This is a genomic window from Nocardia sp. NPDC057353, from assembly GCF_042667085.1.
Classification (GTDB): Bacteria; Actinomycetota; Actinomycetes; order Mycobacteriales; family Mycobacteriaceae; genus Nocardia.
Window position 1 is genome coordinate 14854 of sequence record NZ_JBHVAK010000053.1, and the last position, 25708, is coordinate 40561.

Below are 25708 nucleotides of genomic sequence, written 5' to 3' on the forward strand. Positions count from 1 at the left end.
CTCAGAAGAAGCCGCAGGTGGGGGCGGAACCGGCGGGCGCGGGGGCGGTTTCGGCGCCGGTGGGGGCGTAGACCTCCAGCCGGATGCCGTCGGGGTCGGTGAAGAAGAGCCCGCCGGAGGCGGCGCCCTCGCCGTGCGCGACCACCCCATCGTGCACCCAGCGGACCCCGAGCTCGCGCAGCGCCGACTCCACCGCGCGCACCTCGTCGATATCGGCCACCTGGAAGGAGAGGTGGTGCAGCCCCGGCGTCGCGGTCGAGAACTCGCCTGCCGACTGCTGCCACAGGGTCAGCACCAGCTGCCCGTCCGCGCCGAGGAAGGCCCAGCGCTGGGCGCCCTCGGTGTTCGCCGAGAGCTGCTCGAAACCCAGTGCGCGGCGGTAGAAGTCGACCGAACGGTCCAGGTCCGAGACGTTCAGACCGACGTGGCCGGTGGCGAGCTGCATGATTCCTCCTGCGGAGTTGTAACCGTCTAAAGCAGTTACGACGGTAGGCCGAGTGGCGGGACGGCGTCAACCGTTGAAATTGAAATAGAGGGTTAGGAGATACCATCGGGTGTGCCCGATCCACGCCCGCACCTCGGCGAACCCCTCGCCCTCGACCTGCTGAACACCAGGTGGAACGGTGGCGACGGCCCGCGGGACCTGCTCGCCGACGGCGCCGGGCTCGCCATCTGGCTCGGCACCGCAGGCCTGGCCGACCGGGTCCCCGCCGACGCGGCCACGCTCGACGCCCTGCGCCGCGCGCGCGACGCCGTGCACGACACCGTCACCGCGGGCGGCAGGGACGCGCTCAACGCGGTGCTGGCGCACGGCCGGATCCGGCGCTCGCTCACCGCGGCGGGGCCCACCGCCGAGCCCGACGTCGCCGACCCGGCGCAGCTCCCCGGCTGGCTCGCCGCCACCGACCTGCTCGACCTGCTCGACCGCGGTGCCGACCGCATCCGGCAGTGCGCGCACCCGGACTGCGTCCTGTTCTTCTACGACACCTCGCGCAACGGCACCAGGCGCTGGCACTCCATGGCCGCCTGCGGCAACCGCACCAAGGCGGCCCGGCACTACGCCCGTCGCAGCTGAACTGCTACCTTGAACGTCGTTCAAGTCAGGGTGTGAAGGGTGTGTGCGCCGTGGAGGGTGTCGAGGAATCCCGCAGGCCGAGGCTCCGTGTGCCCGCGCGCGACATGGCGCGGATCGCGGTGTTCGCGGCGCTCATCGCCGCGCTCGGGTTGCCGGGGGCCATCACGGTCGGGTTCAGCGGGGTGCCGATCACGCTGCAGACGCTCGGCGTGATCCTGGCGGGTGCGGTGCTCGGGTGGCGCAACGGCACCGCGGCGGTGCTCGTCTTCCTCGCGCTGACCATGATCGGGCTGCCGCTGCTCTCCGGCGGGCGCACCGGGCTCACCGCGCTGGCCGGGCCGAGCGCGGGGTACCTGATCGGGTGGGTGCCGGGGGTGTTCGTGATCGGGCTGCTCACCGCGCGGATCCTGCCCAAGTACCCGATCGTGCTCGGGTTGCTGATCAACGCGCTCGGCGGGATCGTGGTCATCTACCTGTTCGGCACGCTCGGGCTGCTGGTGCGGACCGACCTCGGGGTGTGGGCGGCGATCACCAGCAACGGGCCGTTCCTGCCGGGGGACATCGCCAAGGTCGTCGTCGCGGCGGTGGTCGCCAAGGGTGTGCATCGGGCGTACCCCGGGTTGATCCGTGGCTGAGTTCGCCGTGGGCGGGGATGTCGCCTGCGGTTCGGTGGGTGCCGCGCCGCGGGGTAGCCGCGCGACGCAAAGTGGTATGCGGGACGGTGCCGAGCCCCTGGACGGGACGTGGGGCCGTGTCGCGACCGCCGGTCCCGGCGGCGCGCCGGCGCGAGACAGCGGGCGACCCGGCGCCGCGGTTGCGGAAAGCGTCCTCGGCGGTGGCCCGGACGACCCCGCCGTGCACGCGGGCGGGCGGCGCTGGAGTTACCGCGACCTGGAGCACGCGATCAGCGCGTGGAACGCTCGGTTCCGCCACCTCGACCTCTACGACACCGCGACGCTCGAGCTCGCGGACGCGCTGGTCGCCGTGTGCGCGGCCGCGCGGCGCGGGATTCCGGTGCGGGTGGAGAACCCGGCGGCGCGGCCGGAGCGGGCGGAGATCCCGCCGGGTGCTTTCCTGCTGGTCGCCACCTCGGGGTCGACCGGGCGGCCGCGGCCACTGGCCCGCACCGCCGCCTCCTGGTACGACAGCTTCCCGGACTTCTCCGCGCTCACCGGCATCACCGCCGCCGACCGGGTGCTGATCACCGGCCCGCTGCACGCCACCATGCACCTCTTCGGCGCGCTGCACGCGCTGTGGTCGGGCGCCTGCGTCACCGACGAGCCGGAGCGCGCGACCGTGGTGCACGCCGTCCCCGCCGTGCTGCGCGACGTCGTGCGGACCGCGCCGCTGCTGCGCACCGCGGTGCTCGCCGGAATCGCGCCCGACCCCGGCGCGCTGGCGGTGGCCGCGCACCTCACGGTGGTCGAGTACTACGGCTCCGCCGAGGTCTCGCTGGTCGCCGCCCGCCGCGTCGAGCCCGCCGCGGTGGCACCCGCCGCGCGCCGGATCGACGGTGACCCGCCCGGAATGCCGCAGGGTGTGCGCCGCGGGGCCGCCGACGGTGACCCGGCCCTGACACCGCAGGATGTGCGCCGCCGGGCCGCCGACGGTCAGCCGGCCGGGGGACCGGCGGTTCCGGTGCGGCGGGCCGCCCGCGCCGAACCCCTCCGCCTGTTCGCGGGCGTCGAGGCGGCAATCCGGGACGGCCTGCTCTTCGTCCGGACCCCGTACGCGGTGCTCGGCGCGCCGGAGTGGTTCGGCGTCGGGGACCTGGCCGAGCTGGACGAGGCCGGGCGGCTCCTGGTGCGCGGCCGCGGTGACTGCGCGATCAATGTCGGCGGCACCCTCGTCGTCGCCGAGGACGTCGAGCGGACGCTCGCCGCCGTGCCGGGGGTGCGCGCGGTGGCCGTCATCGGCGCACCGCACGCGGTCTACGGCGCCATCGTGACGGCCGCCGTCGAGCTGAGCCCGGACACCGAGCTGGCCGCGGTGCGCGCCGACGCCCGCCGGATGTTGAGCCGGGAGGCGGTCCCGCGCCGCTGGGTGCCGATGCGGCGGCTGCCGCGCACCGCCGCGGGCAAGGTCGCCCGGGGTGCGCTGAGAGACTTGCTGGTATGAGCGCTGTCCTGGTCGCGCCGCGGCGCACCCCGATCGGCAATGCGGGGCACGGGTTCGCGGGCCACGCCGTCACCGAGCTGGCCGCGCCGGTCCTGCGCGCGGTGGCGGCCGCGGTGCGCGGGGCGGGGATCACCGCCGAGATCGACGACGTCGTGCTCGGCAACTGCCTCGGCCCCGGCGGCGACCCGGCGCGGATCGCGGCGCTCGCGGCCGGGCTCGGCACCGCGATCCCCGGCGTCACCGTCGACCGGCAGTGCGGCTCCGGGCTGGACGCCGTCATGCAGGCCGCGCTCCGGGTCGACTCCGGCGCCGACACCCTGATCCTGGCGGGCGGCGTCGAGTCGGCGAGCACCGCGCCGCTGCGCTTCTGGCCCGGCCCCGAACCGGTCCGCTACACCCGCGCCCCCTTCGCCCCGCCCGGCTTCCCCGACCCCGACATGGGCCCGGCCGCCGACGCGCTCGCCGCGGCCCGCGGCATCTCCAGGGAGCGCCAGGACGCCTACGCCCTGCGCTCGCACACCCGCGCCGCCGCCGCCGACTTCACCGCCGAGATCGTGCCGGTCGCGGGCGTCGAGCGGGACGAGCGCATCCGCGCCGGGCTCACCGCGGCGCGGCTCGCCCGCCTGCGCCCGAGCTTCGGCGCGGGCGGCACCGCCACCGCGGGCAACTCCTGCGGCATCTCCGACGGCGCCGCCGCGCTCGCCGTGCTCGACGAGAAGCACGCCGCCGGGCTCCCCGCGCTCCGCGTGCGCGGTGCGGCGGTCGCGGGCTCGGACCCGGCGCTGCCCGGCCTCGGCCCGATCCCCGCTATTCGGAAACTGCTGCACCGCACCGGCGTCCGCATCGACGACATCGGCGTCGTCGAGATCACCGAGGCCTTCGCGTCGGTGGTGCTCGCGGTCGCCGACGAACTCGGGCTGGACGAGGAGCGGATCTGCCCCGATGGCGGCGCCATCGCCATGGGCCACCCGTGGGGCGCCTCCGGCGCGGTGCTGCTGGTCCGGCTGGCGAGCCGGATGCTGCGCGCGGACGGCCCCGAGCTCGGCCTCGCCGCCTGCGCCATCGGCGGCGGGCAGGGAATCGCGCTCCTGGTGGAGCGGGCGGCATGAGCGAGTCAGGCCCGGAGGCGGTAGCGGAGCGTCACCACGGAGGGCCCTCGCTCGTGCTGGGAGGGCACAGCATGAGCGAGTCAGGCCCGGAGGCGGTAGCGGAGCGTCACCACGGAGGGCTCGCGCTCGCGCCGGGGGAGGGCACGGCATGAGCGAGATCGTCTTCACCGGCGTGCGCCACGGGTACGGCGAGCGCACCGTGCTGCGCGGCATCGACCTGCGGCTCACCGAGCGCAGGATCGGGGTGATCGGCGCGAACGGGTCGGGCAAGTCGACGCTGGCCAGGATGATCAACGGGCTGCTCACCCCGGACGAGGGCACCGTCACCGTGGACGGGCTGGACGTGGCGCGCAAGGGCGGGCAGGTGCGCCGCCGGGTCGGCTTCGTCTTCACCGACCCCGACACCCAGATCGTCATGCCGACGGTCGCCGAGGACCTCGCCTTCTCGCTGCGCCGCAGCGGGCTCGGCAAGGCCGAGATCGCCGAGCGGGTGCGCGAGATCCTGGAGCGGTTCGGGCTGCACGACCACGGCGACCACCCCGCGCACCTGCTCTCCGGCGGGCAGAAGCAGCTGCTCGCGCTCGGCGCGGTGCTCATCCGCCGCCCGGCGGTGATCGTCGCCGACGAGCCGACCACCCTGCTCGACCTGCGCAACACCGGGATCGTCGCCGCCGCGCTCGACGCGGTCGACCAGCAGGTCATCGTGGTGACCCACCAGCTCTCACTGCTCACCGGCTTCGACCGGGTGGTGGTGATCGACGAGGGCGCGGTGGCGTTCGACGGCCCGCCGGAGACCGCCGTGCCTGCCTACCGGGACCTGATCGGATGATCGGGCTCTACCGGCCCGGCACCTCGCCGCTGCACCGGCTGCCCGCCGGGGTGAAGCTGGTGCTGCTGCTGGTGAGCATCGTCGCGGCGGCGGTCCTGGTGCGTACGCCGGTACAGGTGGCCGCGGCCGGTGCGGTGGTGGCGGCGCTCTACGCGGTGGCCCGGATCCCGGTGCGGGTGGCGCTGGCGCAGCTGCGGCCGGTGTTCTGGGTGCTGCTGCTCATCGCGGTGTTCCAGGTGCTCGTCACCTCGCCCGCGCGGGCCGTCGTGGTCTGCGGGGTGCTGCTCGTCTCGGTGGCGCTGGCCGCGCTGGTCACGCTGACCACGCGGGTGAGCGCCGTGCTGGACGCGGTGACCGTGGGGCTCGCGCCGCTGCGCCGGGTCGGGGTGGACACCGACCGGCTCGGGCTGCTGCTCGCGCTCGCCATCCGGTGCGTGCCGCTGCTCGCCGGGATCGTGCACGACGTGGCCGAGGCGCGCCGGGCGCGCGGGCTGCAGTGGTCGATGACCGCGCTGGTGACGCCGGTGCTGGTGCGGGCGCTGCGCACCGCCGACGCCATGGGGGAGGCGCTGGTGGCGCGCGGGGTCGACGATGACTGAGCTGCTCGCCGCGCGCATCCTGCGGGCGGGTGCGGCGCGGCCGGACGCGGTGGCGGTGCGGGCCGCGGGGGAGGAGGTGGTGTTCGGTGAATTCCTGCACCGGGTGCGGGGATTCGCGAGTGCGCTCGCCGGGATGCGCCGGGTGGCGGTGCTGCCCACCTCGGACGTCGAGTCGCTGGTCGCCGTCGTCGGCGCGATGCACGCAGGCGTGAGCGTCGTCCTCCTGCACCGCCACCTCACCCCCGCCCACCTGACCCGCGCCCTCACCCTGACCCGCCCCGGCGCCCTCGTAGCCGCGACCTCCCAGCACCGCCGCCTCCGCCGCCTTGGTCACGAGGGCGAAATCCACACCGCCGCCTCCCTGCCCGGTAACACCCGTCCGGAACCTTCGGTCACCCCGGAGACCGAACTCCTCGTCGGCCTCACCTCCGGCAGCACCGGCGAACCCAAACTCTTCGTCCGCGACCAGCGCTCCTGGGCCACCACCCTGGACCGCTCGGACAGCACCTTCGCCATCGCCCCCGGCGACACCGTCGCCACCCCGGGCACCCTCGACCACACCCACTTCCTCTACGGCGCGCTGCACGCCCTCACCCGCGGCGCCACCGCCGACCTGCGCGACGCAGGCACCGCGCTCCGGGCGGGCGCCACCCACCTGTACACCGTCCCCGCCATCGCCTGGGACATCGCCCGCGCGGACAGCGGCCCGTTCCCTGCCGTCCGCGAAGTCCTCTCCTCGGCCGCCCGCTGGCCCCGCCCCGGCCGCGCCGCGCTGCGCGCTGTCCTGCCGAACGCCGAGATCACCCACTTCTACGGCGCCTCCGAGCTCAGCTTCGTCGCCGCCGACCGCGGCCTCGGCGACCGGGACGGCACCGCGGCGGGCGAGCTGTTCCCCGGCGTCGAGGCCGAGATCCGCGCCGGCCTCGTGCACATCCGCAGCGACATGCTGTTCACCGGCTACCTCACCGAGCACGGCATCACCGGCGGCCCGGTGGACGGCTGGTGCACCGTCGGCGACCGCGGCGCGCTGCACGGCCGCCGCCTGCACCTGCACGGCCGCGCCAGCGAGATGCTGATCCGCGGCGGCCTCAATGTCGAACCGGCCGAGGTGGAGTCGGCGCTCACCGCGATCCCCGGCGTCCTCGAGGCGGGCTGTGTCGCCCTGCCCGACCCGCGCATGGGCGAGGTCCCCGCGGCGGCCGTCGTGGTCACCGGGGACGCGCCTGCCCCGAACGACCTCCGTGCCCGCCTGCGCGACACCCTCCCCGCCCCCGCGGTCCCGGTCCGCATCCTGCGCCTCCCCGCGCTCCCGCGCACCCCGCGCGGCAAGCTCGACCGCGCCGCGCTCCGCACCCTGCTGGCCGCGGACCGAAAGGGTTGACGTACCCCGCGATCGGGTACCTGAATCCCGTGCGGCACCGATTCTTTCGAGCGACCCTCGCTGTCCTGACCGCGGCCACCGCCGCGCTGCTCACCGCCGCCCCCGCGGTGGCGCGGCCCGAACCCCACGTGGTCGCCAGGGAGCCCATCGACGACCGCGCCTCCCGCATCGACGTCTACTCCCCGTCGATGGACCGGGTCATCTCCACCCGGGTCCTGCACGCCGCCGCGGGCCCGGCCCCGACGCTGTACCTGCTCACCGGGATCGGCGGCGGCCTCGACGGCGTCTCCTGGTGGCACGACACCGATGTCCGGGCCTTCTTCGCGGACAAGCAGGTCGACGTGGTGCTCCCGTTCGGCGGCGCCTACAGCATGTACACCGACTGGCGCGCCGACGACCCGGCACTCGGCCGGAACCGCTGGCAGACCTTCCTCACCGCGGAGCTGCCCGCCGCGCTCGCGGGCGAGCTCGACAGCACCGGCCGCGCCGCCGTCGCGGGCGTCTCCATGAGCGCGGGCTCCGCGCTCGACCTCGCCATCCAGGCGCCGGGCCGGTACGCCGCGGTCGCCGCCTACAGCGGCTGCCCGTGGTCCGCCGACCCGTCCGGCGTCGTCGGCATCACCGCCCAGGTGACCAGGGGCGGCGGCAACCCGGCGAACATGTGGGGCCCGCTCGGCGGCCCCGGCTGGCAGGCGCACGACGCCTACACCTTCGCGAGCGCGCTGCGCGGCACCGCCGTCTACCTCTCCGCCGCCACCGGCGTGCCCGGCCCCATCGACCGCGGCGGCGCCGCCATTCCGCCGGTGGAGGCGCTGGCCCGCACCTGCACCGCGTCCTTCGCCCGGCGGCTGGCCGCGCTCGGCATCCCCGCCACCCACGTCGACCGCCCGCAGGGCGCGCACACCTGGGGCCAGTTCGAGACCGACCTGCACGATTCCTGGCCGCTGCTCGCCGCCGCGCTCGAATGAACCCGGCGAAGCGGTAGTTTCGTTCTCGGAAACCGTCACGAGAAGGAGACGACAATGAAAACCAGACTCAACTGCCCCTGCGGCGAGACCATCTCGGGCACCGACGAGGACGAGCTGGTGACCAAGACCCAGGCGCACCTCAAGGAGAACCACCCCGGCCACGACTACTCCCGGGAAGAGATCCTCTTCATCGCGTACTGACCGGGGCCGCCCCCGTACTCCGCTCCGCCGCGCGTTCCGCTGCCGGGCAAGGTGGTACCGCCGTACTATGACGCCGCACCCGGCCGCGGTCCGGCGGGGTGTGCGGCGGAGAGGGGTACGGGCGTGAGGGCGAGACTGGTGGCGATCGCGGCGGGGGCGATCGTGGTGCTGACCGGGTGCGGCGGTGCGGGCTCCGACCCGGAGCTGGTGAGCTCGCCGACCCCCGCGCTCGGCGGCGGCTTCGGCGGGATCCCGTCCGCGGGCACGTACGCCCCGGACCAGGTGGCCACCGACCCGGCGTCCGGGCTGCGCATCGCCATCGCCAGGGTGGAGTCGGTGCCGAGCCTCGCGGGCACCGTCACCGTGCTGCACTTCCGCTTCGAGAATCCCGGCCGCGACCCGATCGTCCCGCGCGGCTGGACCGCGCCGGTGCTGACCTACGGTCCGTCGGACATGCCCGCCGCGCACGTCGTTTCGGTCTCCGAGGGGTACGGCGCCGAGGTGCCAGGCACGCTGGCCCCCGGCGCGACCCAGGAGCTCGAGCACGCCTACCGGGTCACCCGCGCCGAGCTGACCTCGGCGCGGGTGAGCGCGGGCACCGTGACCTGGGACGGCGACTTCACCCGCTGACCGGCGGTCAGATCACGCTGCCGACGTCCTTCGCGACCAGGTTGTCCAGCGCCCGCTCGGCGACCGCGGCGATCGTCATGGACGGGTTGCACGCGGCGGTGTTGCCCGGCATGAGCGCGCCGTCGAGCACGTAGAGCCCGCGCTGGCCGAGCACCCGGCCGTCCAGGTCGCAGACCGACCCCATGCTCGCCCCGCCCAGCGGGTGCCAGGTGGAGGGGAAGACCGTGTTGGTGTCGAGCAGGAAGCCGTCCGGCCCGGCGATCTTCTGCGCGGCCGGGCCGATGAAGCCGGTCTGCAGCGCGCTGTCGCCTTCGATGGGCCAGCGCAGGATCGCGTCGTCCTTGGCGCTGTCGTAGTGGAACCGGCCGCGCCCCGCGCTCGCGCCGTAGCCGACCATCACGGTGCTCTGTGGGTTCAGCGAGAGCGGCGGGATGGAGGCCTGGATCAGGGTGTGCGCGTTCTGCGGGTCGGACCAGTTCTTGCTGCCGAAGACCACCGGACCGCCCTGCGGCGCACCGAATTCGGCGGACGGGTCGGTCCACAGGTAGATGCGGTCGGCGTTGCTGCCCCAGTTGCCGCCGAGATCGTCGGGCAGGTCCGGGATGAGTCCCTTGGCCCCGGCCCGCATGAGCAGCCGGGTGGTGTTCATGGTGCCTGCCGCCATGATCAGCGTGGACGTGGTGAGGACCTTGTGCTCGAGCACCGCGCCGGTGGTGTCGAGGCGCTGGACGTGCACGACCCAGCGGCCGTCGTCCGCCCGCTCGACCTCGGTGACCTCGTGCAGCGTCTGCACGTTCACCAGCCCGGTGGCCTCGGCGGCGGCGATGTAGGTGACGTCGACGGTGTGTTTGCCGCCGTTGTTCACGCCCATCGCGCCGTCGCCGTTGGTGTACGAGGCCTTCATCTCGCCGCGCAGCTCGGCCATGGCGAAGTCCCAGTCGATCGGCATCGGGATCTTCGACACCGGAAGCCCCGACCGCTTCGCGCGCTCGGCGAAGACCCGGGCGGCGCGGTAGGTCTCGGTGCCGATGAGTTCGTCCGGCGCCTCGGCAAGGCCGAGCATCTTCTCGACCCGGCGGTAGTGCACCCGGTCCATCAACTTCCAGTCCAGCTCCTGCGGGAACCAGGTGTTGAAGACCGCCTCGTCCGGCTGCAGCGACATGCCCTGGTACACCAGCGAGCCACCGCCGAGCCCGGCCGCGCAGAGCGCCGTCATGTTCTCGCCGACCACGGCCTCGACCAGGCCGGTATAGGGCTCGAAGACCAGCGGGGTGCCGAACAGGTTGGGGCTCGACCGGTACCAGAGCACCCGCTTGTCCAGGTTCGACGCGCGCGGGAAGGTCTCCGCGTTCGGGCCGGTGGACCAGCGCAGCCCGCGCTCCAGCACGGTGACCGGCACCCCGGCCTGCGCGAGCCGCAGGGCGCTCACCCCGCCGCCGAAGCCGGAGCCGATCACGACCACCCGGTGCTCCTCGCGGGTGAGCGGCACCCCGTTCACCCTGGCGGCGATCGGCGCGGCGACGGCCCCGGCACCGGCGAGCACGGCGCCCGCGGCGACGGCCCCGGTCAGCAGTGACCGGCGCGAGATTCCTGACATGTCCCACCTTCGGGATGCGGAGTTGAACCGGACAGTGTTGTCCGGTTGCTCGAGTGTGGGCGAGCGGCCGCCGCCGCGTCAATCGGAGCGGCCGGGTGCCGCGCGGTCGCGCCGTCCGGTGCCCGCGCTCGCCGTGATCACCGCCGGTGCTGCTACGCAGCGCGGAACCCGTCGAAAAGCGTGCACGAGCGAATGATAACTGGGTTATCCGGAGGTTGACCGAAAAAGTGTAAAGATCTCTCGCTACAGGAAGCGGCGGATCGGCTGCACCGCGAACTCCCTGGCCCGCTGCACCGTCGAGCGGCGCTTCCAGCGCCCCTCGCGGATCCGCGACGACTTCGCCACGTCCTCGTCGAAGTGTTCGTCCAGGGTGGCGCAGAACTCCGGGTCCAGCACCGCGAGCATGACCTCTTCGTCGTGGTCCAGCGAGCGCCGGTTGAAGTTGGTCGAGCCGACCAGGCTGGCGATCCCGTCCACCGTGATGATCTTGGCGTGCATCATGGTCGGCTGGTACTGGTGGATCACCACGCCGCAGGCCAGCAGGTCCTCGTAGAAGTGCTGGCCCGCCAGCTGGCACACCCGCTTGTCGGTGTGCGGGCCGGGCAGCAGGATCTCCACCTCGACCCCGCGCCGCGCGGCCGCGCAGAGCAGCTCGATGAAGTAGGCGTCCGGCGCGAAGTAGGCGGTAGCCAGCCGGAAGCGGACCTCGGCGGATTCGATCATCACCCGGAGCAGCGTCTGCATGTCCTGCCAGCCGACGCTGGCCGAGCCGCGCACCACCTGCACGACCGCGCTGCCCTGCGGTTCGTGCTCGACGAAGCGGTCGCGGTCGTCGAAGAGCTCGTCGTGGCACTCGGCCCAGCCCTGCGCGAAGGCGGCCGCCATGCCGTCCACCGCGGGGCCGCGCACCTCGACGTGGGTGTCCCGCCACTCGTGCTCGGTGCGGGCGTCGCCGCACCACTCCTCGGCGATCCCGACGCCGCCGGTGAAGCCGACCTCCTCGTCCACCACCAGCACCTTGCGGTGGCAGCGGTGGTTCTGCTTGAACGGCGAGATGTAGACCGGCTTGCGGAACCAGGCGATCCGCACCCCGGCCTCGCTCATCAGCGCGAGCAGGTCCTTCTCGATGAGCCTGCTGCCGAAGCCGTCCAGCAGCAGCCGCACCCGGATGCCCGCGCGCGCCCGCTCGGCCAGGGCGTGCGCGAACTGGCTCGCGATATCGCCCTTCCAGTACACGAAGGTCATCATGTCGACGGTGTGCTCGGCGGCGGCGATGCTCGCCAGCATGGCGGGGAAGATCTCGTCGCCGTTGCGCAGCGCGGTCAGCGCGTTCCCCTCGGAGGCGGCGATGCCGATCAGCCGCTCCAGCCTGCGCCGCAGCGCGGCGGTGCGCTCGGTGACTTCTGCGGGGGTACGGGTGGCCTCGGACATGTTCGCTCCTTCGCCGGCACGCGCACGACCGGTACCCGCCCTGTCCGGCTCGGGCGGGTACTGATCGGTAACTGTAGTGGCTCCGCGCCGGTCAGGCGTCGGGAGCCTGCAGAAGCGTCAGCACCCGCTTGGCCGCGGCATTGAACCGGCCCATCGTCACCGCGGGCCCGCCCGCCACCACCAGCAGCAAGGTGGCGGAGACCGGGAACACCCCGACGCAGCCGCGCTCGCCCTCGAAGACCGAGGCGTGCAGCCTGCCCTGCTGGACCAGCGTGGTGAAGTGGTCGCCGATCCCGGAGGCGGCGGCCGCCATGGCCGAGCCGCGCATCGCCAGGGTGTCCTCGCCGTCGGCCCCGCCCGCCTCCCGGTTCGCCGCGACGACGAGGCCGTCCCTGGTGGTCATGATCGCGTGCGCGACGTCGTCGATCTCGTCCACCGCCCGCTGCAGCAGCGTGCCGACCACCGCCGGGTCGCGCAGCGCGACCTCCACGGGCTTACTCACACCCGGACCGCTTGCTCGATACGCCGCAGCTGATGCCTGGCCAGCGCCAGATTCCCGCGCTCGCGGTCCAGGGCCAGGTAGAGGAAGAGCTCCTCGCCGTCGGCGTTGTGCAGCGGCATGATGATGTGGAACTGCCTGCCGAGCGTGACCAGGATGTCCTGCACGTCGTCACCGAGCTGCAGCGCCTCGACGGCGCGCAGCTTCGCCCGCAGCACCTCGGTGTTCAGCGCACCCGCCATCTCCAGGTCGAACATATTGTGTCCGCCCTGCTTGGCCAGCAGCATTCCGCTCCTGAGGTCGACGAGCGCGATCCCGATCGCCCCGTCCACGCTCATTCCGTCGCGCAGCGCTTCTTCCAGCTTCATGTCGAACTTCCCGCCCCCGCACGCACGGAACTGCAGATCTCGAATCGAATACCCAACCGTGCCGACGGCCCCGCCGTCGGCAGCGACAGTCTAGCAACGGGATTCGGGGCGGCCACCGTGACGAACTCCCCCCTTGCGCGAGGTTGCGAATCCGGTCGGGAAAGCCGGGCGGGCCCGGGCGGAGGGCGCGCGATTCTGCCGGCGCGGTGTGTGGGCCGCGAGTCCCAATTCCGGGTTTCCGCGGCACCGCAGCGGAGGCCGGCGAATTCGGGCAATAATCCGCCGGAGCGCGCGCACAATTGCGAATGCGAATTCGTGATCGCACCGGGCGGAAGTATTCGCCCCGGTGCGAAGCGCGGCCATCGACGAATTCCGGAGGCCGGTGGGTGTGTCCGCCCGCTTTCCGGCGGCGGCTGCGGGAGGCTGGAGCGACGGGGGCAGGAAGGAGTGCCGATGGCGGCGAGTTCCCGGGTGCTGCGCAGCGCGTGGGGCAGCTCCAGCGCCGAGGCCTTCCTCATCGTGGCGATCGCGACCATCCTGATCACCAGGCTCTACCTGGAGCTCACCGGTTACCCGCAGGTCGGCGGCGGCAGCCTGCACATCGCGCACGCGCTCTACGGCGGCGCGGCGATGGCGGTCGCGCTGCTGGTCGGCTGGCTCTTCCTCGGCTCCGGCGTGCGCGGGTTCGCGGTGCTGCTCGGCGGCATCGGCTTCGGGCTCTTCCTGGACGAGGTCGGCAAGTTCGTCACCAAGGACAACGACTACTTCTACGGCCCCGCCGCCGAGATCATGTACGTCTCGGTGGTCGTGCTGCTGGTGGCGAGCAGGCTCACCAGGGAGCTGCGCACCCCGACCAGGGACGAGTACCTCGGCAACGCGGCCGCGGTCGCCGCCGACGGTCTCGTCCGCGGTTTGCCGCCGCACAGCCGCACCGCCGCGCTGCTCATGCTCGACAGCGCCGCCGAGCTCGGCGCCGACCCGGCCGACGTGGCAGGCGTCCGTGCACTGCTCGAGCGCGCCGCGCACCGCGACGACCGGCTGCGCGCGCTGCGGCTGCGCGCCGCCGCGCTGATCCCCGGCTGGGCGGGCGGGCCGTGGCCGGTGTGGATCCTCGGCTGGCTCATGGTGCTCTCCGCCTTCGTCACCGTCGTCTTCGGCATCGTGGCGCTGGCCACCGGCGGGCTGCAGATCCAGGACCGGTCGTACCAGATCGAGCTGGACCGGATGACCGTCTCCGGCGCGATCCTCTTCGTCAGCGCGCTGGTCACGCTGGTCATCGCGTTCCCGGCGATGCTGCGCACCCGCCGCGACGGCCCGCTTCGGCCGCTGCGGCTGCTGCGGATCGCGGCGCTGGTCTACACCATGCTGAACGCCCTCGTCGATTTCGCCACCGAGGGGTTCGGGGCGCTCGGCAACGTCGCGCTCGGGCTGCTCACCCTGGCCTGCATCTCGCACCGGATCGCGGTGCGGTACGCCGAGATCGTCCTGGCGGCGGACGAGCTCGGCGCACCGGTCACGCGGGAAGTGGATGCGCGCGGAAGAAGTCCCAGATGAGCGGGGTCGCCGCGATCGAAGGGGTGTCCTTGCCGACGAAGAGCTCCGGGAAGGGGATCGCGCTGCCCGGCCACACGTGCCCGCCGCCGGTGATGGACCAGAACTCCACCGAGCCGTCGGCCGGGCAGGCGTAGCGGTAGCGCACCACGTCCGGCGCGACCTGGTCGACGGCGGGCTCCGCCGCGCAGCCGTTGCGCGCCGCCCAGGCCGCGGCATTGTCCGGGATGCTCTGCGGCGCCGGGCCGTTCGGGCCCCGGTCCAGGTCGTCCGGGTTCGCCGAGCCGGTGCCGTCGGTGCGCGGCAGCAACCTGGCGTTCGGGCCCGCGCCGCCCCCGTAGGCCACGATCGGGTCGTCGGTGCCGTGGAAGGCGATCACCGGCACCGGCCGCTCGGTGTCGCACCACGCGAAGTCCTGCAGCCCGGCCACCGGCGCGATCGCCGCGATCCGGTCGGAGAGGCGGCAGGCGAGCGCGGAGGTGGTGAAGGCGCCCATGGAGAGCCCGGTGACGTAGATCCGCCCGGTGTCGACGCAGAGCGTCGCCTCGGCGTCGTCGATCACCCCGGCGAGCCAGTCGATGTCGGCGCCGCCGGGCTGGAAGTTCCAGCGCGGCACCCCCGGCTCCTCGATCTGCGGGGTGACCGTGGCGTACCCCTGCCGCAGGCCGTACTCGCCGACCCCGCTGCTCCTGGTCTGGATCTCGGCGGGCTCCAGGTAGCCGTGCAGGTCGACGACGAGCGGGTACGGCCCCGGAACAGCGGGAACGTCGCGCAGGTAGAAACCGGAGCGGCCCGCCCCGGCATAGGTCTGGGTGGTGTGGCCCGCTGCGGCGGGGGGAGCCGCGCACCCGGCGGACGGCACCGCGCCGGGGTCGGCGGCGGCGGTGGCGGGGACGGCGGCCGGTGCGGCGAGCAGCGCCACCGTGGCGGCGACGGCGCCGAGGACCCGGCCCGGAATCACATTCTCGAACACGCGGCCATGCTCCCACCCGGAGCGCCGCCGCCAGGCCCGAAACAGATATTCTCTACCATGAGAATGTCATTATCGGACACGCGGCGGGAGATGCCATGACGGTGCACAGCAGCCTGGAGGGGCGCGGGCAGATCCTGCGCGAACTGAACTTCGCCACCCGCCGCTCCGGCGACGAGTTGCACGGCGCCGCGGAGATCACGCCGGAGATGCACGTGCCCGGCACCGAGCACCTGCGCACCTCGGTCCTCGTCACCTGGGCCGATACCCTCGCCGGGCTGCTCGCCTCGGTGGTCATGGGCCCCCGGGTGCCGGTCACCCTCGAGCTCGACATCCACCTGCACCGCCCGGCGCCCGCCGCGGGCCTGGTCGAGGCCGTCGGCCGGACGGTGAAGGTGGGCCGCTCGGTATTCGTCGCCGAACTCGACTTCACGGTGCGCGGCGAGCCGATCGCGGTCGCGGGCGCCTCCTTCATGGTGGCGCCGGACCCGGCCGTCACGCTGCCGGACCGGCTCAGCGTCGAACTCCCGCCGAGCGCCGAGCGGCTCCGCGTCCCGCTCGCCGAACGCGCGCAGTGCGTCCGCGCCGCCCCCGGGGTCGCGGTGCTGCCGAGGACCGTCGAGGGGCTCAACGCCTCCGACACCGTGAACGGCGGACTCCTCGCCCTGGTCGCCGAGGAGTCCGTGCTCTCCCTCGCCCCCGGCGCCACGCTCGGCTTCCTCGGCCTGCGCTACCTGCTCGGCGCCAGGGTCGGGCCGGTCACCGCCACCGCCCGCAAACACGGCGAGCTGGCCCGCGTGCAGGTCAGGGACACCGGCAACGACGACAGGATCACCACCCTCGCCACCGCCCGCACCTTCGGCAGCTGAGCCCGGGAACCGATTCGCCCTCCTGTGCGTCTGAACGTCAGGACATCAACGCAAAACGGGAGGTTGCGATGATCGGACGAATTGTGCTGCCCGCTCTGGCCGGGCTGCTGACGCTGGGGCTGGCCGTCGCCGTGGTACTCGGCGCCCGCTGGTGCGCGGGCGACGCGGGGGACACCGCCATCGCGGGGGAGCGGCTCACCACATTCCCGGTACTCGACCGCGCCGCGCTGGACCCGACCCAGGCGGCGATCGCGACCGCCGCCGAGCGGGAGTTCGCCGCTCCGGGGCCGGGCACCAAGTACGCCGACGGCATCGCCGAGCCCTGGTGCGCCGACTTCGTGAGCTGGGTGATGCGGGCCGCGGGGGTGCCGTATGCCAACCCGAACTCCGGCTCGTGGCGCATCCCCGGTGTGTACACACTGAAGGAGTACTACGAGGCCGAGGGTCGCTTCGCACCGATCGCCGAAGCGCCGCCGCCGAAGGCGGGGGACGTGCTGCTCTACCACAAGAAGAGCGCATTCGGGGAGCACGTCAACCTGGTCCTCGCCGCGCGGGACGGCGTGGTGACCACGATCGGCGGCAACGAGTTCGGCGAGATCCGGATCCACCGCTTCGCCTTGGCCGAGGTGCGCAACGTGCTCGGCGTCGGGCTGCTCTGAGGTAGCTGTTGACCTGACCGCGCCCTCGGGCGTACGGTGACTGCACTCACAGATTGAAACGTTTCAATCCGTGCCGGTTCAACGACGAGGCGGATCACCCCGATGCCCGACACCACCGAACGCGTCTGCTTCCTGCTGGCCCTGCGCCCGGAGCGGATCGACGACTACCTCGCGGCGCATGAGACCGTGTGGCCGGAGATGCTCGACGCGCTGCGCGCCGCGGGCTGGCGCAACTACTCGCTCTTCCTGCGCCCGGAGGACGGCATGGTGGTCGGTTACCTGGAGTCGCCCGATTTCGAGCGGGCGCAGTCGGCCATGGCCGCGACCGCGGTGAACACCCGCTGGCAGTCGGCCATGGCCGAGTACTTCCGGCCGGTCTCGACCGGCGCCGCGGGCACCCGTCCGGACGAAGCGCTGCACCGGCTCACCGAGTACTTCCACCTCGACTGAGCCCCCCGACCCCCGCACCGACCAACCCCCACTCCGCACCCCGAGGAAGACCATGAAGGTAGGCGCTCGCTCCACCACCGGGTGGAAAGCGACCATCTCCGTCGCGATGTCCAACTACATCGAGGCCGGCTCCATCATCGCCATCGCCACCAGCCTGACCTTCTGGCAGGACGCGTTCGGCATCAGCAACTTCGCCGTCGGCCTGCTCGCCGCGCTCTCCGCCAACGCCTTCGGCGCGGCGATCGGCGCAGGCATCGGCGGGCCGCTCTGCGACCGCTACGGCCGCAAGGCCATCTACACCTACGACCTGCTGGTCTACATGGCAGGGGTGCTGCTCGCGGCCTTCGCGGTGAACTTCGGCATGCTGCTCGCGGCCTTCGTGATCACCGGCATCGCGGTCGGCGCGGGCGTCCCCGCCTCCTGGACCTACATCGCCGAGCAGGCGCCGAGCACCGCGCGCGCCAAGCACGTCGGCACCGCCCAGCTGGCCTGGTCGGTCGGCCCGCTGATCGGCTTCGCGCTGGCCGCGGCGCTGGCCCCGCTGGAGCTGCTCGGCTCCCGGCTGATCTTCCTGCACCTGTTCGTGGTCGCCGCCGTGGTCTGGTGGATCCGGCAGGGGCTCGCCGAGTCGCAGATCTGGAAGGACGAGACCGGTTCCGGCGCGGGCGCGACCACCGCGGCGACCACCGGCGGCCAGGGGATGCGCGGGCTGTTCTCCCGGCGGATCAATATCACCGCGCTGCTCGTGCTCATCGGCATCTACGGCTTCTGGAACACCGTCGCGGGCCAGGCGGGCATCTTCATGCCGCGGGTCTACGACAGCGCGGGCGTGCACAGCGCGGTCCAGCAGAACCTGCTGCAGGTGCTGGTCTGGGGCTGCACCGTGGCCGCCACCTACTGGGGCTTCATGGCCTACGCGGACCGGGTCTCGCAGCGCAGGCTCTACGTCTTCGGCGCCGCGCTCGGCATCCTGGCCTGGTGCGTGCTGGTGTTCTTCACCGACGCGGGCATGCCGACGCTGCTGATCTTCGCGGTGCTCTGGGGCATCTCCAGCGGCATCGGCGCGCAGGCCTTCTACAGCCTGTGGACCAGCGAGCTCTTCGCCACCCCGTACCGGGCCAGCGCCCAGGGCTTCATGTTCTTCGTGGTCCGCTCGGCCACCGGCCTGCTCAGCTACTTCTTCCCGACCCTGCTCGCCGCCACCGGGCTCACCGCGGTGGGGCTGCTGCTGGTCGGGCTGCTCACCGTCGCGCTCGTGATCGGCGCCGCCTTCGCGCCGAAGACCCAGGGCAAGACGCTGCGCGAGATCGAGACCGAGCGCTACGGCGCCCCGGTCGCCGCGGCCGAGCCGCGCACCCCGGTGGCCTGACCCGTGCCGCACCCCGAGAAAGGAAGCACCGTGTCCGTCGACACCGCACTGCAGAACCTCGCGATCGAGCTGCCCTCCTGGGCGTTCGGCAACTCCGGCACCCGCTTCAAGGTGTTCGGCACACCGGGCACCGCGCGCACCGTGCGGGAGAAGATCGCGGACGCCGCCACCGTGCACCGGCTCACCGGCCTGGCGCCCGCCGTCGCGCTGCACATCCCGTGGGACGCCGTCGACGACTACGCCGCGCTCGGCCGGTACGCGAACGATCTCGGGGTGCGGCTCGGCACCGTGAACTCCAACACCTTCCAGGACGACGACTACAAGCTCGGCAGCCTGACCCACACCGACAAGCGGATCCGGCAGAAGGCGATCGACCACCACCTCGACTGCCTGGAGATCATGGAGCGCACCGGCTCCCGCGACCTCAAGATCTGGCTCGCCGACGGGACCAACTACCCCGGCCAGGGCGACATCAGGGCCAGGCAGGACCGGCTCGCCGAGTCGCTGGCCACCATCTACCAGCACGTCGGCGCGGCGAAGCGGATGGTGCTGGAGTACAAGTTCTTCGAGCCCGCCATGTACATGACCGACGTGCCGGACTGGGGCACCGCGTATGCCCAGGTCAGCGCGCTGGGGGAGCGGGCGGTGGTGTGCCTGGACACCGGCCACCACGCGCCGGGCACCAATATCGAGTTCATCGTGGCGCAGCTGCTGCGGCTCGGGAAGCTCGGCTCGTTCGACTTCAACTCCCGCTTCTACGCCGACGACGACCTGATCGTCGGCGCGGCCGACCCGTTCCAGCTCTTCCGCATCCTCTTCGAGGTGCTGCGCGGCGGCGCGCTGGAGCCGGGCTCCCCGGTGGCGCTGATGCTCGACCAGTGCCACAACATCGAGGACAAGATCCCCGGCCAGCTCCGCTCGGTGCTCAACGTGCAGGAGATGACGGCGCGCGCGGCGCTGGTCGACCTCGACGCGCTCGCCGCCGCGCAGGAGGCCGGTGACGTGCTCGGCGCCAACGCCGTCTTGATGGACGCCTTCTACACCGACGTCCGGCCGCGGCTGGCGGCCTGGCGGGCCGAGCGCGGCCTGCCCGAGGACCCGATGACCGCCTACGCCCGCTCCGGGCAGCAGCAGCGGCTCGCCGCCGAGCGCACCGGAGCCGCCGCCTCCTGGGGCGCCTGACCACACCGATATCGGAAACGAGGAAACACCTGCCATGACCCACCCCACGGTCGCGGAACTCATCGCCAGGTCCAACCGGCTCGGCGCCGACCCGAAGAACACCAACTACGCGGGCGGCAACACCTCCGCCAAGGGCACCGACACCGACCCGGTCACCGGCGAGCCGGTCGAGCTCCTGTGGGTCAAGGGCTCCGGCGGCGACCTCGGCACGCTCACCGAGCCGGGGCTGGCGGTGCTCCGGCTGGACCGGCTGCGCGCGCTCACCGGCGTCTACCCGGGGGTGGAGCGCGAGGACGAGATGGTCGCCGCCTTCGACTACACCCTGCACGGCAGGGGCGGCGCCGCCCCCTCCATCGACACCGCCATGCACGGGCTGGTGGAGGCGGCGCACGTGGACCACCTGCACCCGGACTCCGGCATCGCGCTGGCCACCGCGGTGGACGGCCCCGAGCTGACCGAGAAGATCTTCGGCGACCGGGTGGTCTGGGTGCCGTGGCGGCGCCCCGGCTTCCAGCTCGGGCTCGACATCGCCGCGATCCGCCGGGCGAACCCGCAGGCCATCGGCACCATCCTCGGCGGCCACGGCATCACCGCGTGGGGCGAGACCTCGGACGAGGCCGAGGCCAACTCGCTGGAGATCATCCGGACCATCGAGGAGTTCCTGGCGGCCAACGGCAAAGCCGAGCCCTTCGGCGCCGTCCTGCCCGGCTACGCGGCGCTGCCCGAGGCCGAGCGCCGGGCCAGGGCCGCCGCGCTGGCGCCCTTCCTGCGCGGGCTCGCCTCCACCGACCGCCGCCAGGTCGGGCACTTCACCGACACCGAGCCGGTGCTGGACTTCCTGGCCCGCGCCGAGCACCCGCGGCTGGCCGCGCTCGGCACCAGCTGCCCGGACCACTTCCTGCGCACCAAGGTCGCCCCGCTGGTGCTCGACCTGCCCGCCGACGCCCCGCTGGACCAAGCGAAGCAGCGCCTCACCGAGCTGCACGAGGCGTACCGGGCCGAGTACCGCGCCTACTACGAGCGGCACGCCACCCCGGACTCGCCCGCGCTGCGCGGCGCCGACCCGGCCATCGTGCTCATCCCCGGCGTCGGCATGTTCAGCTACGGCGCGGACAAGCAGACCGCGCGGGTGGCGGGCGAGTTCTACCTGAACGCGATCAATGTCATGCGCGGCGCCGAGTCGGTCTCCCGGTACCAGCCGATCGACGAGGCGGAGAAGTTCCGCATCGAGTACTGGGCGCTGGAGGAGGCCAAGCTGGCGCGCCGGCCGAAGCCCAAGCCGCTGGCCGGGCGGATCGCGCTGGTCACCGGCGCCGCCTCCGGCATCGGGAAGGCGATCGCGCGGCGGCTGGCCGCCGAGGGCGCCTGCGTGGTGGTCGCGGATCGGGACGCGGCGAAGGCCGCCGAGGTCGCGGCCGAGCTGGGCTCGGCCGACGTGGCGATCGGCTTCGGCGCCGACGTCACCGATGAGGGGCAGGTTCAGGCCGCGGTGGACGCCGCGGTGCTCGCTTTTGGCGGCCTGGACCTGGTCGTCAACAATGCCGGGCTCTCGCTCTCCAAGTCGCTGCTGGAGACCAGCGCCGCCGACTGGGACCTGCAGCACGACGTCATGGCGAAGGGCTCGTTCCTGGTCTCCAAGGCGGCCGCGCGGGCGCTCATCGACCAGCGGCTGGGCGGCGACATCCTCTACATCTCGTCCAAGAACTCGGTCTTCGCCGGGCCGAACAACATCGCCTACTCCGCGGCCAAGGCCGACCAGGCGCACCAGGTCCGGCTGCTCGCGGCCGAGCTGGGTGAGCACGGGGTCAAGGTGAACGGCATCAACCCGGACGGGGTGGTGCGCGGCTCCGGGATCTTCGCGGGCGGCTGGGGCGCGCAGCGCGCCGCGGTCTACGGGGTGGAGGAGTCCGAGCTCGGCGCCTTCTACGCGCAGCGCACGCTGCTCAAGCGGGAGGTGCTGCCGGAGCACATCGCCAATGCCGCGTTCGCGCTGTGCAGCGCCGACTTCTCGCACACCACCGGGCTGCACGTGCCGGTCGACGCCGGGGTCGCCGCGGCGTTCCTGCGATGACCGGCGCGGTCGCCGCCGTCGACCTCGGCGCCACCAGCGGGCGGGTCATGCTCGCCAGGGTCGGGCCGGGCCGGATCGACATGCGCCAGGTCGCCCGCTTCGGCAACGACCCGCTGCCGCTCTGGCACGGCGACCGCTCGGCGCTGCACTGGGACCTGCCCGGGCTGTACCGGGAGGTCGGGCGCGGGCTGGCCGAGGCGGCGCGGCTGGAGCCGGGGCTGCTCGGCGCCGGAATCGACTCCTGGGCGGTGGATTACGGCCTGCTGCACCGCGGGGCGCTGATGAACCTGCCCTACCACTACCGCGACACCCGCGCCGCCGCCGGCGTCGAGGCCGTGCACGCGGTGGTGGACCAGGCGGAGCTCTACCGCCGCAACGGCCTGCAGTTCCTGCCCTTCACCACGGTGTACCAGCTCGCCGCCGAGAAGCTCACGGGCACGCTGGACTCCGCCGACGCGGCGCTGCTCGTCCCGGACCTGCTGGGGTACTGGCTCACCGGTGCCCGGGTCACCGAACGGACCAATGCCTCCACCACCGGGCTGCTCGGGCTGGACGGCACCTGGGACACCGCTCTGCACACCCGGCTCGGGCTGCCCGCGCTCTTCCCGGACGTGGTCGACCCCGGCACGTCGCTCGGCCCGGTGCTGCCGACGGTGGCGGCGGGCTTCGGGCTCGACCCCGGCTTCACCCTGAGCACCGTGGCCTCGCACGACACCGCCTCCGCGGTCGCCGCGGTGCCGATGGCGCCGGACTCCGCCGCCTACATCTCCTGCGGCACCTGGGGGCTGGTCGGCGTCGAGCTGACCGCGCCGCTGGTGAGCGCGGCGGGCCGGGCCGCCAACTTCACCAACGAGGGCGGGCTGGACGGCCGCACCCGGTACCTGCGCAATGTCATGGGGCTGTGGCTGCTCAGCGAGTCGGTGCGGCACTGGCAGCGCACCGGCACCGGCGCCGACCTCTCCCGGCTGCTCGCCGCGGCCGCCGATGCCCCCGCGCCCGCCGCCACCTTCGACGTCGACGACCCGGTCTTCCTCACCCCCGGCGACATGCCGGGCCGGATCGCCGAGTGGTACGCCGCCCGCGACCTCCCGGTCCCCGCCGACCCGGTCGCCGTGGTGCGCGCCATCGTGGAGAGCCTCGCCGTCGCGCTCGCCACCGGCGTCCGCACCGCCGCCGAGCTCACCGGCACCCCGGTGCGCACCATCCATCTGGTCGGCGGGGGAGCGCGCAACACGCTGCTCTGCACCCTGCTCGCCGACCACGCGGGGGTGCCGGTGCTCGCCGGGCCGGTCGAGGCGACCTCGCTCGGCAACATACTGGTGCAGGCCCGCACGCACGGGCTGCTGCACGGCGATGTGGACGCGCTGCGGGCCGAGGTGGCCACCGCGTTCCCGCCGCGCCGGTACGCGCCCCGCACCGAACCCGTCAGGAAGGCAGGCTGATGAAACGACAGCTCCCGAAGCCGCGCGACCTCGCGCCGCTCATGCAGTTCAAGAGGCCGAAGCTGGGCGCGCAGCGCAGGCTCGACGCCGCGCTCACCATCGAGGACCTGCGCCGGATCGCCAAGCGCCGCACCCCGCGCGCCGCCTTCGACTACACCGACGGCGCCGCCGAGGCCGAGATATCAATCGACAGGGCGCGCAGAGCCTTTCAAGACATCGAGTTCCACCCGGCCATCCTGCGCGACGTCGAGAAGGTCACCACCGGCTGGGACGTGCTCGGCGCGCCGGTCGCGCTGCCCTTCGGCATCGCGCCCACCGGCTTCACCCGCATGATGCAGACCGAGGGCGAGTACGCCGGGGCCAGGGTCGCGGGCCGCTCCGGCATCCCGTTCGCGCTCTCCACCATGGGCACCGCCGCCATCGAGGACGTCGCCGCCGCGAACCCGCACGGCCGCAACTGGTTCCAGCTCTACATGTGGAAGGACCGGGAGCGCTCCATGGCCCTGGTCGAGCGCGCCGCCGCCGCCGGGTACGACACCCTGCTGGTGACCGTCGACGTCCCGGTGGCGGGCGCCCGGCTGCGCGACACCCGCAACGGCATGTCCATCCCGCCCGCGCTCACCCCCGCCACCGTGTTCGACGCGCTGCCCCGCCCGCGCTGGTGGATCGACTTCCTCACCACCGAGCCGCTCGCCTTCGCCTCGCTGGACCGCTGGTCCGGGACCGTCGCCGAGCTGCTCGACTCCATGTTCGACCCGACCGTGACCTTCGAGGACCTGGCCTGGATCCGGGACCAGTGGCCGGGCAAGGTCGTGGTGAAGGGCATCCAGACGCTCGCCGACGCCCGCGCCGTCGTCGACGTCGGGGTGGACGGCCTGGTTCTCTCCAACCACGGTGGGCGGCAGCTGGACCGGGCGCCGATCCCGTTCCACCTGCTGCCCGAGGTCGCGCGCGAACTCGGCCGCGACACCGAGATCGTGCTGGACACCGGCATCATGTCCGGCGCCGACATCGTGGCCTCGATCGCGCTCGGCGCCCGCTTCACCCTGATCGGCCGCGCCTACCTGTACGGCCTCATGGCGGGCGGCGAGGCCGGGGTGGCGCGCGCGGTGCAGATCCTGGCCGGGCAGGTGGAGCGCACCATGCGGCTGCTCGGGGTCAGCAGCCTGGAGGAGCTGGAGCCGCGGCACGTCACGCAGTTCACCAGACTTGCCCCGCGCCCGGTCGCCGATCAAGATCGGGGGTGAGCAGTTCGGGCGCGGTGCCCGAACCGGCACGGAGGAGGGGCGAGCCCCGGTGGTGAGCATGCGGGAGGTGGCGGCCGCGGCGTCGGTCTCCGTCGGCACCGTCTCCAATGTGCTCAATGCCCCCGAGAAGGTCGCGCCCGCCACCGTGCAGCGGGTGCAGCAGGCCATCGACCGGCTCGGCTTCGTCCGCAACGACGCCGCCAGGCAGCTCAAGGCCGGGCGCTCGCGCTGCGTCGGGCTGGTGGTGCTCGACATCGGCAACCCGTTCTTCTCCGACATCGCCCGCGCCGCCCAGGAGCGGGCCGCCGCGCACGACCTCGTCGTGCTGCTCGGCTCCAGCGACGACGACCCAGAGCGCGAGCGGCAGTACCTCGACACCTTCGACGAGCAGCGGGTTTTCGGGCTCATGATCTCGCCGTCCGGGGCCGGGGACGAGCGGATCGTCGCGCTGCGCAGCCGCGGCGTCCCGGTGGTGCTGGTCGACCGGGACGGCCACGGCACCCCGTTCTCCTCGGTCGCCGTCGACGACATCGCGGGCGGCGACCTGGCGGTCAGGCACCTCTGCGCGACCGGGCGGCGCCGGATCGCCGTCGTCGGCGGGCCCGCCACCCTCGCCCAGGTCGCCGACCGCCGCACCGGCGCCCGGCGCGCCGCCGCCGAGCACGGCGTCACCGTCGCAATCTGGGACACCGCCGCGCCGACGGTGCTCGCGGGCAGGCAGGTCGGGGAGCTCATCGCCGACCAGCCCGCCGCCGAGCGCCCGGACGCCGTCTTCTGCGTCAACGACCTGCTCGCCATCGGGGTGCTGCAGGCGCTCACCCTGCGCGGGGTCGCGGTCCCCGCCGACATCGCGCTGATGGGCTACGACGACATCGACTTCGCGCAGTCCGCCATCGTGCCGCTCACCTCCATCCGGCAGCCGCGCGCCGAGATCGGCTCCTCCGCCGTCGACCTGCTGGTCGCCGGCGCGGAGAGCGACGGTGAGCCCGAACACGTCTGCTTCCGCCCCACCCTGGTCGAGCGCGCCTCCACCGAACCGATTGCCGGTCAACACGTTTGAGCAGGGGGATCGGAGCAACCCCGAGGGGTGACG

The 25708-nt window shown here is 73.3% G+C and carries 26 protein-coding genes; 20 read left to right on the forward strand and 6 right to left on the reverse strand.

Annotated elements, in window-relative coordinates:
* Window position 1 precedes the first annotated feature (1 nt).
* A complete protein-coding gene (locus tag ACFUUZ_RS24180; protein ID WP_378699890.1) occupies window positions 2-445 on the reverse strand; it encodes a VOC family protein in 444 nt (147 codons plus the stop codon).
* Window positions 446-556: 111 nt separating this feature from the next.
* Here ACFUUZ_RS24180 and ACFUUZ_RS24185 point away from each other — a divergent pair, with 111 nt between their 5' ends.
* From ACFUUZ_RS24185 to ACFUUZ_RS24230, 10 genes are all read left to right on the forward strand, one after another.
* On the forward strand, window positions 557-1075 hold the full coding sequence (locus tag ACFUUZ_RS24185; RefSeq protein ID WP_378699892.1) for a CGNR zinc finger domain-containing protein: 519 nt from the start codon (window positions 557-559) through the stop codon (window positions 1073-1075).
* A 50-nt stretch (window positions 1076-1125) separates the two neighbouring features.
* Window positions 1126-1710 carry a biotin transporter BioY gene (locus ACFUUZ_RS24190; protein WP_378699894.1) on the forward strand — a complete coding sequence of 195 codons (585 nt, stop codon included), beginning with the start codon at window positions 1126-1128 and terminating at the stop codon, window positions 1708-1710.
* A 220-nt stretch (window positions 1711-1930) separates the two neighbouring features.
* On the forward strand, window positions 1931-3193 hold the full coding sequence (locus tag ACFUUZ_RS24195) for a synthetase (RefSeq protein WP_378699896.1): 1263 nt from the start codon (window positions 1931-1933) through the stop codon (window positions 3191-3193).
* On the forward strand, window positions 3190-4302 hold the full coding sequence (locus ACFUUZ_RS24200; protein ID WP_378699898.1) for a thiolase family protein: 1113 nt from the start codon (window positions 3190-3192) through the stop codon (window positions 4300-4302). The genes ACFUUZ_RS24195 and ACFUUZ_RS24200 overlap by 4 nt, the downstream gene beginning before the upstream one ends.
* 148 nt (window positions 4303-4450) lie before the next feature.
* Window positions 4451-5131, forward strand: coding sequence for an energy-coupling factor ABC transporter ATP-binding protein (locus ACFUUZ_RS24205; RefSeq protein ID WP_378699900.1), 681 nt, complete (start codon window positions 4451-4453; stop codon window positions 5129-5131).
* Window positions 5128-5730 carry an energy-coupling factor transporter transmembrane component T family protein gene (locus tag ACFUUZ_RS24210; RefSeq protein WP_378699903.1) on the forward strand — a complete coding sequence of 201 codons (603 nt, stop codon included), beginning with the start codon at window positions 5128-5130 and terminating at the stop codon, window positions 5728-5730. Before ACFUUZ_RS24205 ends, ACFUUZ_RS24210 begins: the two co-directional genes overlap by 4 nt.
* A complete protein-coding gene (locus ACFUUZ_RS24215; RefSeq protein WP_378699905.1) occupies window positions 5723-7111 on the forward strand; it encodes an AMP-binding protein in 1389 nt (462 codons plus the stop codon). The genes ACFUUZ_RS24210 and ACFUUZ_RS24215 overlap by 8 nt, the downstream gene beginning before the upstream one ends.
* Window positions 7112-7140: 29 nt before the next feature.
* Entirely contained in the window at window positions 7141-8079 is a 939-nt protein-coding gene (locus ACFUUZ_RS24220) for an alpha/beta hydrolase (RefSeq protein WP_378699907.1), read from the forward strand.
* A 54-nt stretch (window positions 8080-8133) separates the two neighbouring features.
* Window positions 8134-8280 carry a DUF1059 domain-containing protein gene (locus tag ACFUUZ_RS24225; RefSeq protein ID WP_378699909.1) on the forward strand — a complete coding sequence of 49 codons (147 nt, stop codon included), beginning with the start codon at window positions 8134-8136 and terminating at the stop codon, window positions 8278-8280.
* Between the two features lie 123 nt (window positions 8281-8403).
* Window positions 8404-8910, forward strand: coding sequence for a hypothetical protein (locus ACFUUZ_RS24230; RefSeq protein ID WP_378699911.1), 507 nt, complete (start codon window positions 8404-8406; stop codon window positions 8908-8910).
* Between the two features lie 7 nt (window positions 8911-8917).
* Here the strand turns inward: ACFUUZ_RS24230 and ACFUUZ_RS24235 are convergent, their stop codons facing one another.
* The 4 genes from ACFUUZ_RS24235 to ACFUUZ_RS24250 all read right to left on the reverse strand — a co-directional run bounded on the left by ACFUUZ_RS24235 (window position 8918) and on the right by ACFUUZ_RS24250 (window position 12805).
* The gene (locus ACFUUZ_RS24235) at window positions 8918-10507 is read right to left on the reverse strand and encodes a GMC oxidoreductase (protein ID WP_378699913.1); all 1590 of its coding nucleotides are present in this window, start codon (window positions 10505-10507) and stop codon (window positions 8918-8920) included.
* A 243-nt stretch (window positions 10508-10750) separates the two neighbouring features.
* Window positions 10751-11938, reverse strand: coding sequence for a phosphatidylserine/phosphatidylglycerophosphate/cardiolipin synthase family protein (locus tag ACFUUZ_RS24240; RefSeq protein ID WP_378699915.1), 1188 nt, complete (start codon window positions 11936-11938; stop codon window positions 10751-10753).
* 91 nt (window positions 11939-12029) lie between these two features.
* The gene (locus ACFUUZ_RS24245) at window positions 12030-12440 is read right to left on the reverse strand and encodes a roadblock/LC7 domain-containing protein (RefSeq protein WP_378699917.1); all 411 of its coding nucleotides are present in this window, start codon (window positions 12438-12440) and stop codon (window positions 12030-12032) included.
* A complete protein-coding gene (locus tag ACFUUZ_RS24250) occupies window positions 12437-12805 on the reverse strand; it encodes a hypothetical protein (RefSeq protein WP_378699919.1) in 369 nt (122 codons plus the stop codon). The genes ACFUUZ_RS24245 and ACFUUZ_RS24250 overlap by 4 nt, the downstream gene beginning before the upstream one ends.
* A gap of 453 nt (window positions 12806-13258) precedes the next feature.
* On the opposite strand from ACFUUZ_RS24250, the gene ACFUUZ_RS24255 reads away from it, so the two are divergent.
* Window positions 13259-14359: a hypothetical protein gene (locus ACFUUZ_RS24255; protein WP_378699921.1), complete on the forward strand. Its 1101-nt coding sequence runs from the start codon at window positions 13259-13261 to the stop codon at window positions 14357-14359.
* Here ACFUUZ_RS24255 and ACFUUZ_RS24260 read toward each other — a convergent pair.
* Window positions 14319-15329 (reverse strand): alpha/beta hydrolase family esterase, encoded by a 1011-nt coding sequence (locus ACFUUZ_RS24260; RefSeq protein WP_378699923.1) that lies wholly within the window; start codon window positions 15327-15329, stop codon window positions 14319-14321. The genes ACFUUZ_RS24255 and ACFUUZ_RS24260 overlap by 41 nt on opposite strands.
* A gap of 95 nt (window positions 15330-15424) precedes the next feature.
* On the opposite strand from ACFUUZ_RS24260, the gene ACFUUZ_RS24265 reads away from it, so the two are divergent.
* The 9 genes from ACFUUZ_RS24265 (at window position 15425) to ACFUUZ_RS24305 (ending at window position 25675) form a co-directional block, all read left to right on the forward strand.
* Window positions 15425-16195, forward strand: coding sequence for a PaaI family thioesterase (locus ACFUUZ_RS24265; protein ID WP_378699925.1), 771 nt, complete (start codon window positions 15425-15427; stop codon window positions 16193-16195).
* Window positions 16196-16263: 68 nt separating this feature from the next.
* Window positions 16264-16854, forward strand: a complete 591-nt coding sequence (locus ACFUUZ_RS24270) for a CHAP domain-containing protein (protein ID WP_378699927.1) — start codon at window positions 16264-16266, stop codon at window positions 16852-16854.
* Window positions 16855-16956: 102 nt separating this feature from the next.
* Window positions 16957-17304 carry an L-rhamnose mutarotase gene (locus ACFUUZ_RS24275; RefSeq protein ID WP_378699929.1) on the forward strand — a complete coding sequence of 116 codons (348 nt, stop codon included), beginning with the start codon at window positions 16957-16959 and terminating at the stop codon, window positions 17302-17304.
* A gap of 52 nt (window positions 17305-17356) precedes the next feature.
* On the forward strand, window positions 17357-18673 hold the full coding sequence (locus tag ACFUUZ_RS24280) for an MFS transporter (RefSeq protein WP_378699931.1): 1317 nt from the start codon (window positions 17357-17359) through the stop codon (window positions 18671-18673).
* Between the two features lie 30 nt (window positions 18674-18703).
* Complete coding sequence (rhaI, locus tag ACFUUZ_RS24285) at window positions 18704-19855, forward strand: L-rhamnose isomerase (protein WP_378699933.1); 1152 nt, start codon at window positions 18704-18706, stop codon at window positions 19853-19855.
* Between the two features lie 34 nt (window positions 19856-19889).
* Window positions 19890-21926 (forward strand): bifunctional aldolase/short-chain dehydrogenase, encoded by a 2037-nt coding sequence (locus ACFUUZ_RS24290; RefSeq protein ID WP_378699935.1) that lies wholly within the window; start codon window positions 19890-19892, stop codon window positions 21924-21926.
* The gene (locus ACFUUZ_RS24295; RefSeq protein WP_378699937.1) at window positions 21923-23368 is read left to right on the forward strand and encodes a rhamnulokinase family protein; all 1446 of its coding nucleotides are present in this window, start codon (window positions 21923-21925) and stop codon (window positions 23366-23368) included. Before ACFUUZ_RS24290 ends, ACFUUZ_RS24295 begins: the two co-directional genes overlap by 4 nt.
* A complete protein-coding gene (locus ACFUUZ_RS24300) occupies window positions 23368-24615 on the forward strand; it encodes an alpha-hydroxy-acid oxidizing protein (RefSeq protein ID WP_378699939.1) in 1248 nt (415 codons plus the stop codon). The genes ACFUUZ_RS24295 and ACFUUZ_RS24300 overlap by 1 nt, the downstream gene beginning before the upstream one ends.
* A 58-nt stretch (window positions 24616-24673) precedes the next feature.
* Window positions 24674-25675 (forward strand): LacI family DNA-binding transcriptional regulator, encoded by a 1002-nt coding sequence (locus tag ACFUUZ_RS24305; protein WP_378699961.1) that lies wholly within the window; start codon window positions 24674-24676, stop codon window positions 25673-25675.
* Window positions 25676-25708: the final 33 nt, after the last annotated feature.

Excerpts from the sequence above, each read along its gene's own strand:
- ACFUUZ_RS24180 (WP_378699890.1), bottom strand. The coding sequence starts at position 445 with ATGCAGCTCGCCACCGGCCACGTCGGTCTGAACGTCTCGGACCTGGAC.
- ACFUUZ_RS24200 (WP_378699898.1), top strand. The coding sequence starts at position 3,190 with ATGAGCGCTGTCCTGGTCGCGCCGCGGCGCACCCCGATCGGCAATGCG.
- ACFUUZ_RS24205 (WP_378699900.1), top strand. The coding sequence starts at position 4,451 with ATGAGCGAGATCGTCTTCACCGGCGTGCGCCACGGGTACGGCGAGCGC.
- ACFUUZ_RS24210 (WP_378699903.1), top strand. The coding sequence starts at position 5,128 with ATGATCGGGCTCTACCGGCCCGGCACCTCGCCGCTGCACCGGCTGCCC.
- ACFUUZ_RS24215 (WP_378699905.1), top strand. The coding sequence starts at position 5,723 with ATGACTGAGCTGCTCGCCGCGCGCATCCTGCGGGCGGGTGCGGCGCGG.
- ACFUUZ_RS24225 (WP_378699909.1), top strand. The coding sequence starts at position 8,134 with ATGAAAACCAGACTCAACTGCCCCTGCGGCGAGACCATCTCGGGCACC.
- ACFUUZ_RS24235 (WP_378699913.1), bottom strand. The coding sequence starts at position 10,507 with ATGTCAGGAATCTCGCGCCGGTCACTGCTGACCGGGGCCGTCGCCGCG.
- ACFUUZ_RS24240 (WP_378699915.1), bottom strand. The coding sequence starts at position 11,938 with ATGTCCGAGGCCACCCGTACCCCCGCAGAAGTCACCGAGCGCACCGCC.
- ACFUUZ_RS24250 (WP_378699919.1), bottom strand. The coding sequence starts at position 12,805 with ATGAAGCTGGAAGAAGCGCTGCGCGACGGAATGAGCGTGGACGGGGCG.
- ACFUUZ_RS24255 (WP_378699921.1), top strand. The coding sequence starts at position 13,259 with ATGGCGGCGAGTTCCCGGGTGCTGCGCAGCGCGTGGGGCAGCTCCAGC.
- ACFUUZ_RS24265 (WP_378699925.1), top strand. The coding sequence starts at position 15,425 with ATGACGGTGCACAGCAGCCTGGAGGGGCGCGGGCAGATCCTGCGCGAA.
- ACFUUZ_RS24270 (WP_378699927.1), top strand. The coding sequence starts at position 16,264 with ATGATCGGACGAATTGTGCTGCCCGCTCTGGCCGGGCTGCTGACGCTG.
- ACFUUZ_RS24275 (WP_378699929.1), top strand. The coding sequence starts at position 16,957 with ATGCCCGACACCACCGAACGCGTCTGCTTCCTGCTGGCCCTGCGCCCG.
- ACFUUZ_RS24280 (WP_378699931.1), top strand. The coding sequence starts at position 17,357 with ATGAAGGTAGGCGCTCGCTCCACCACCGGGTGGAAAGCGACCATCTCC.
- ACFUUZ_RS24290 (WP_378699935.1), top strand. The coding sequence starts at position 19,890 with ATGACCCACCCCACGGTCGCGGAACTCATCGCCAGGTCCAACCGGCTC.
- ACFUUZ_RS24295 (WP_378699937.1), top strand. The coding sequence starts at position 21,923 with ATGACCGGCGCGGTCGCCGCCGTCGACCTCGGCGCCACCAGCGGGCGG.
- ACFUUZ_RS24300 (WP_378699939.1), top strand. The coding sequence starts at position 23,368 with ATGAAACGACAGCTCCCGAAGCCGCGCGACCTCGCGCCGCTCATGCAG.
- ACFUUZ_RS24305 (WP_378699961.1), top strand. The coding sequence starts at position 24,674 with ATGCGGGAGGTGGCGGCCGCGGCGTCGGTCTCCGTCGGCACCGTCTCC.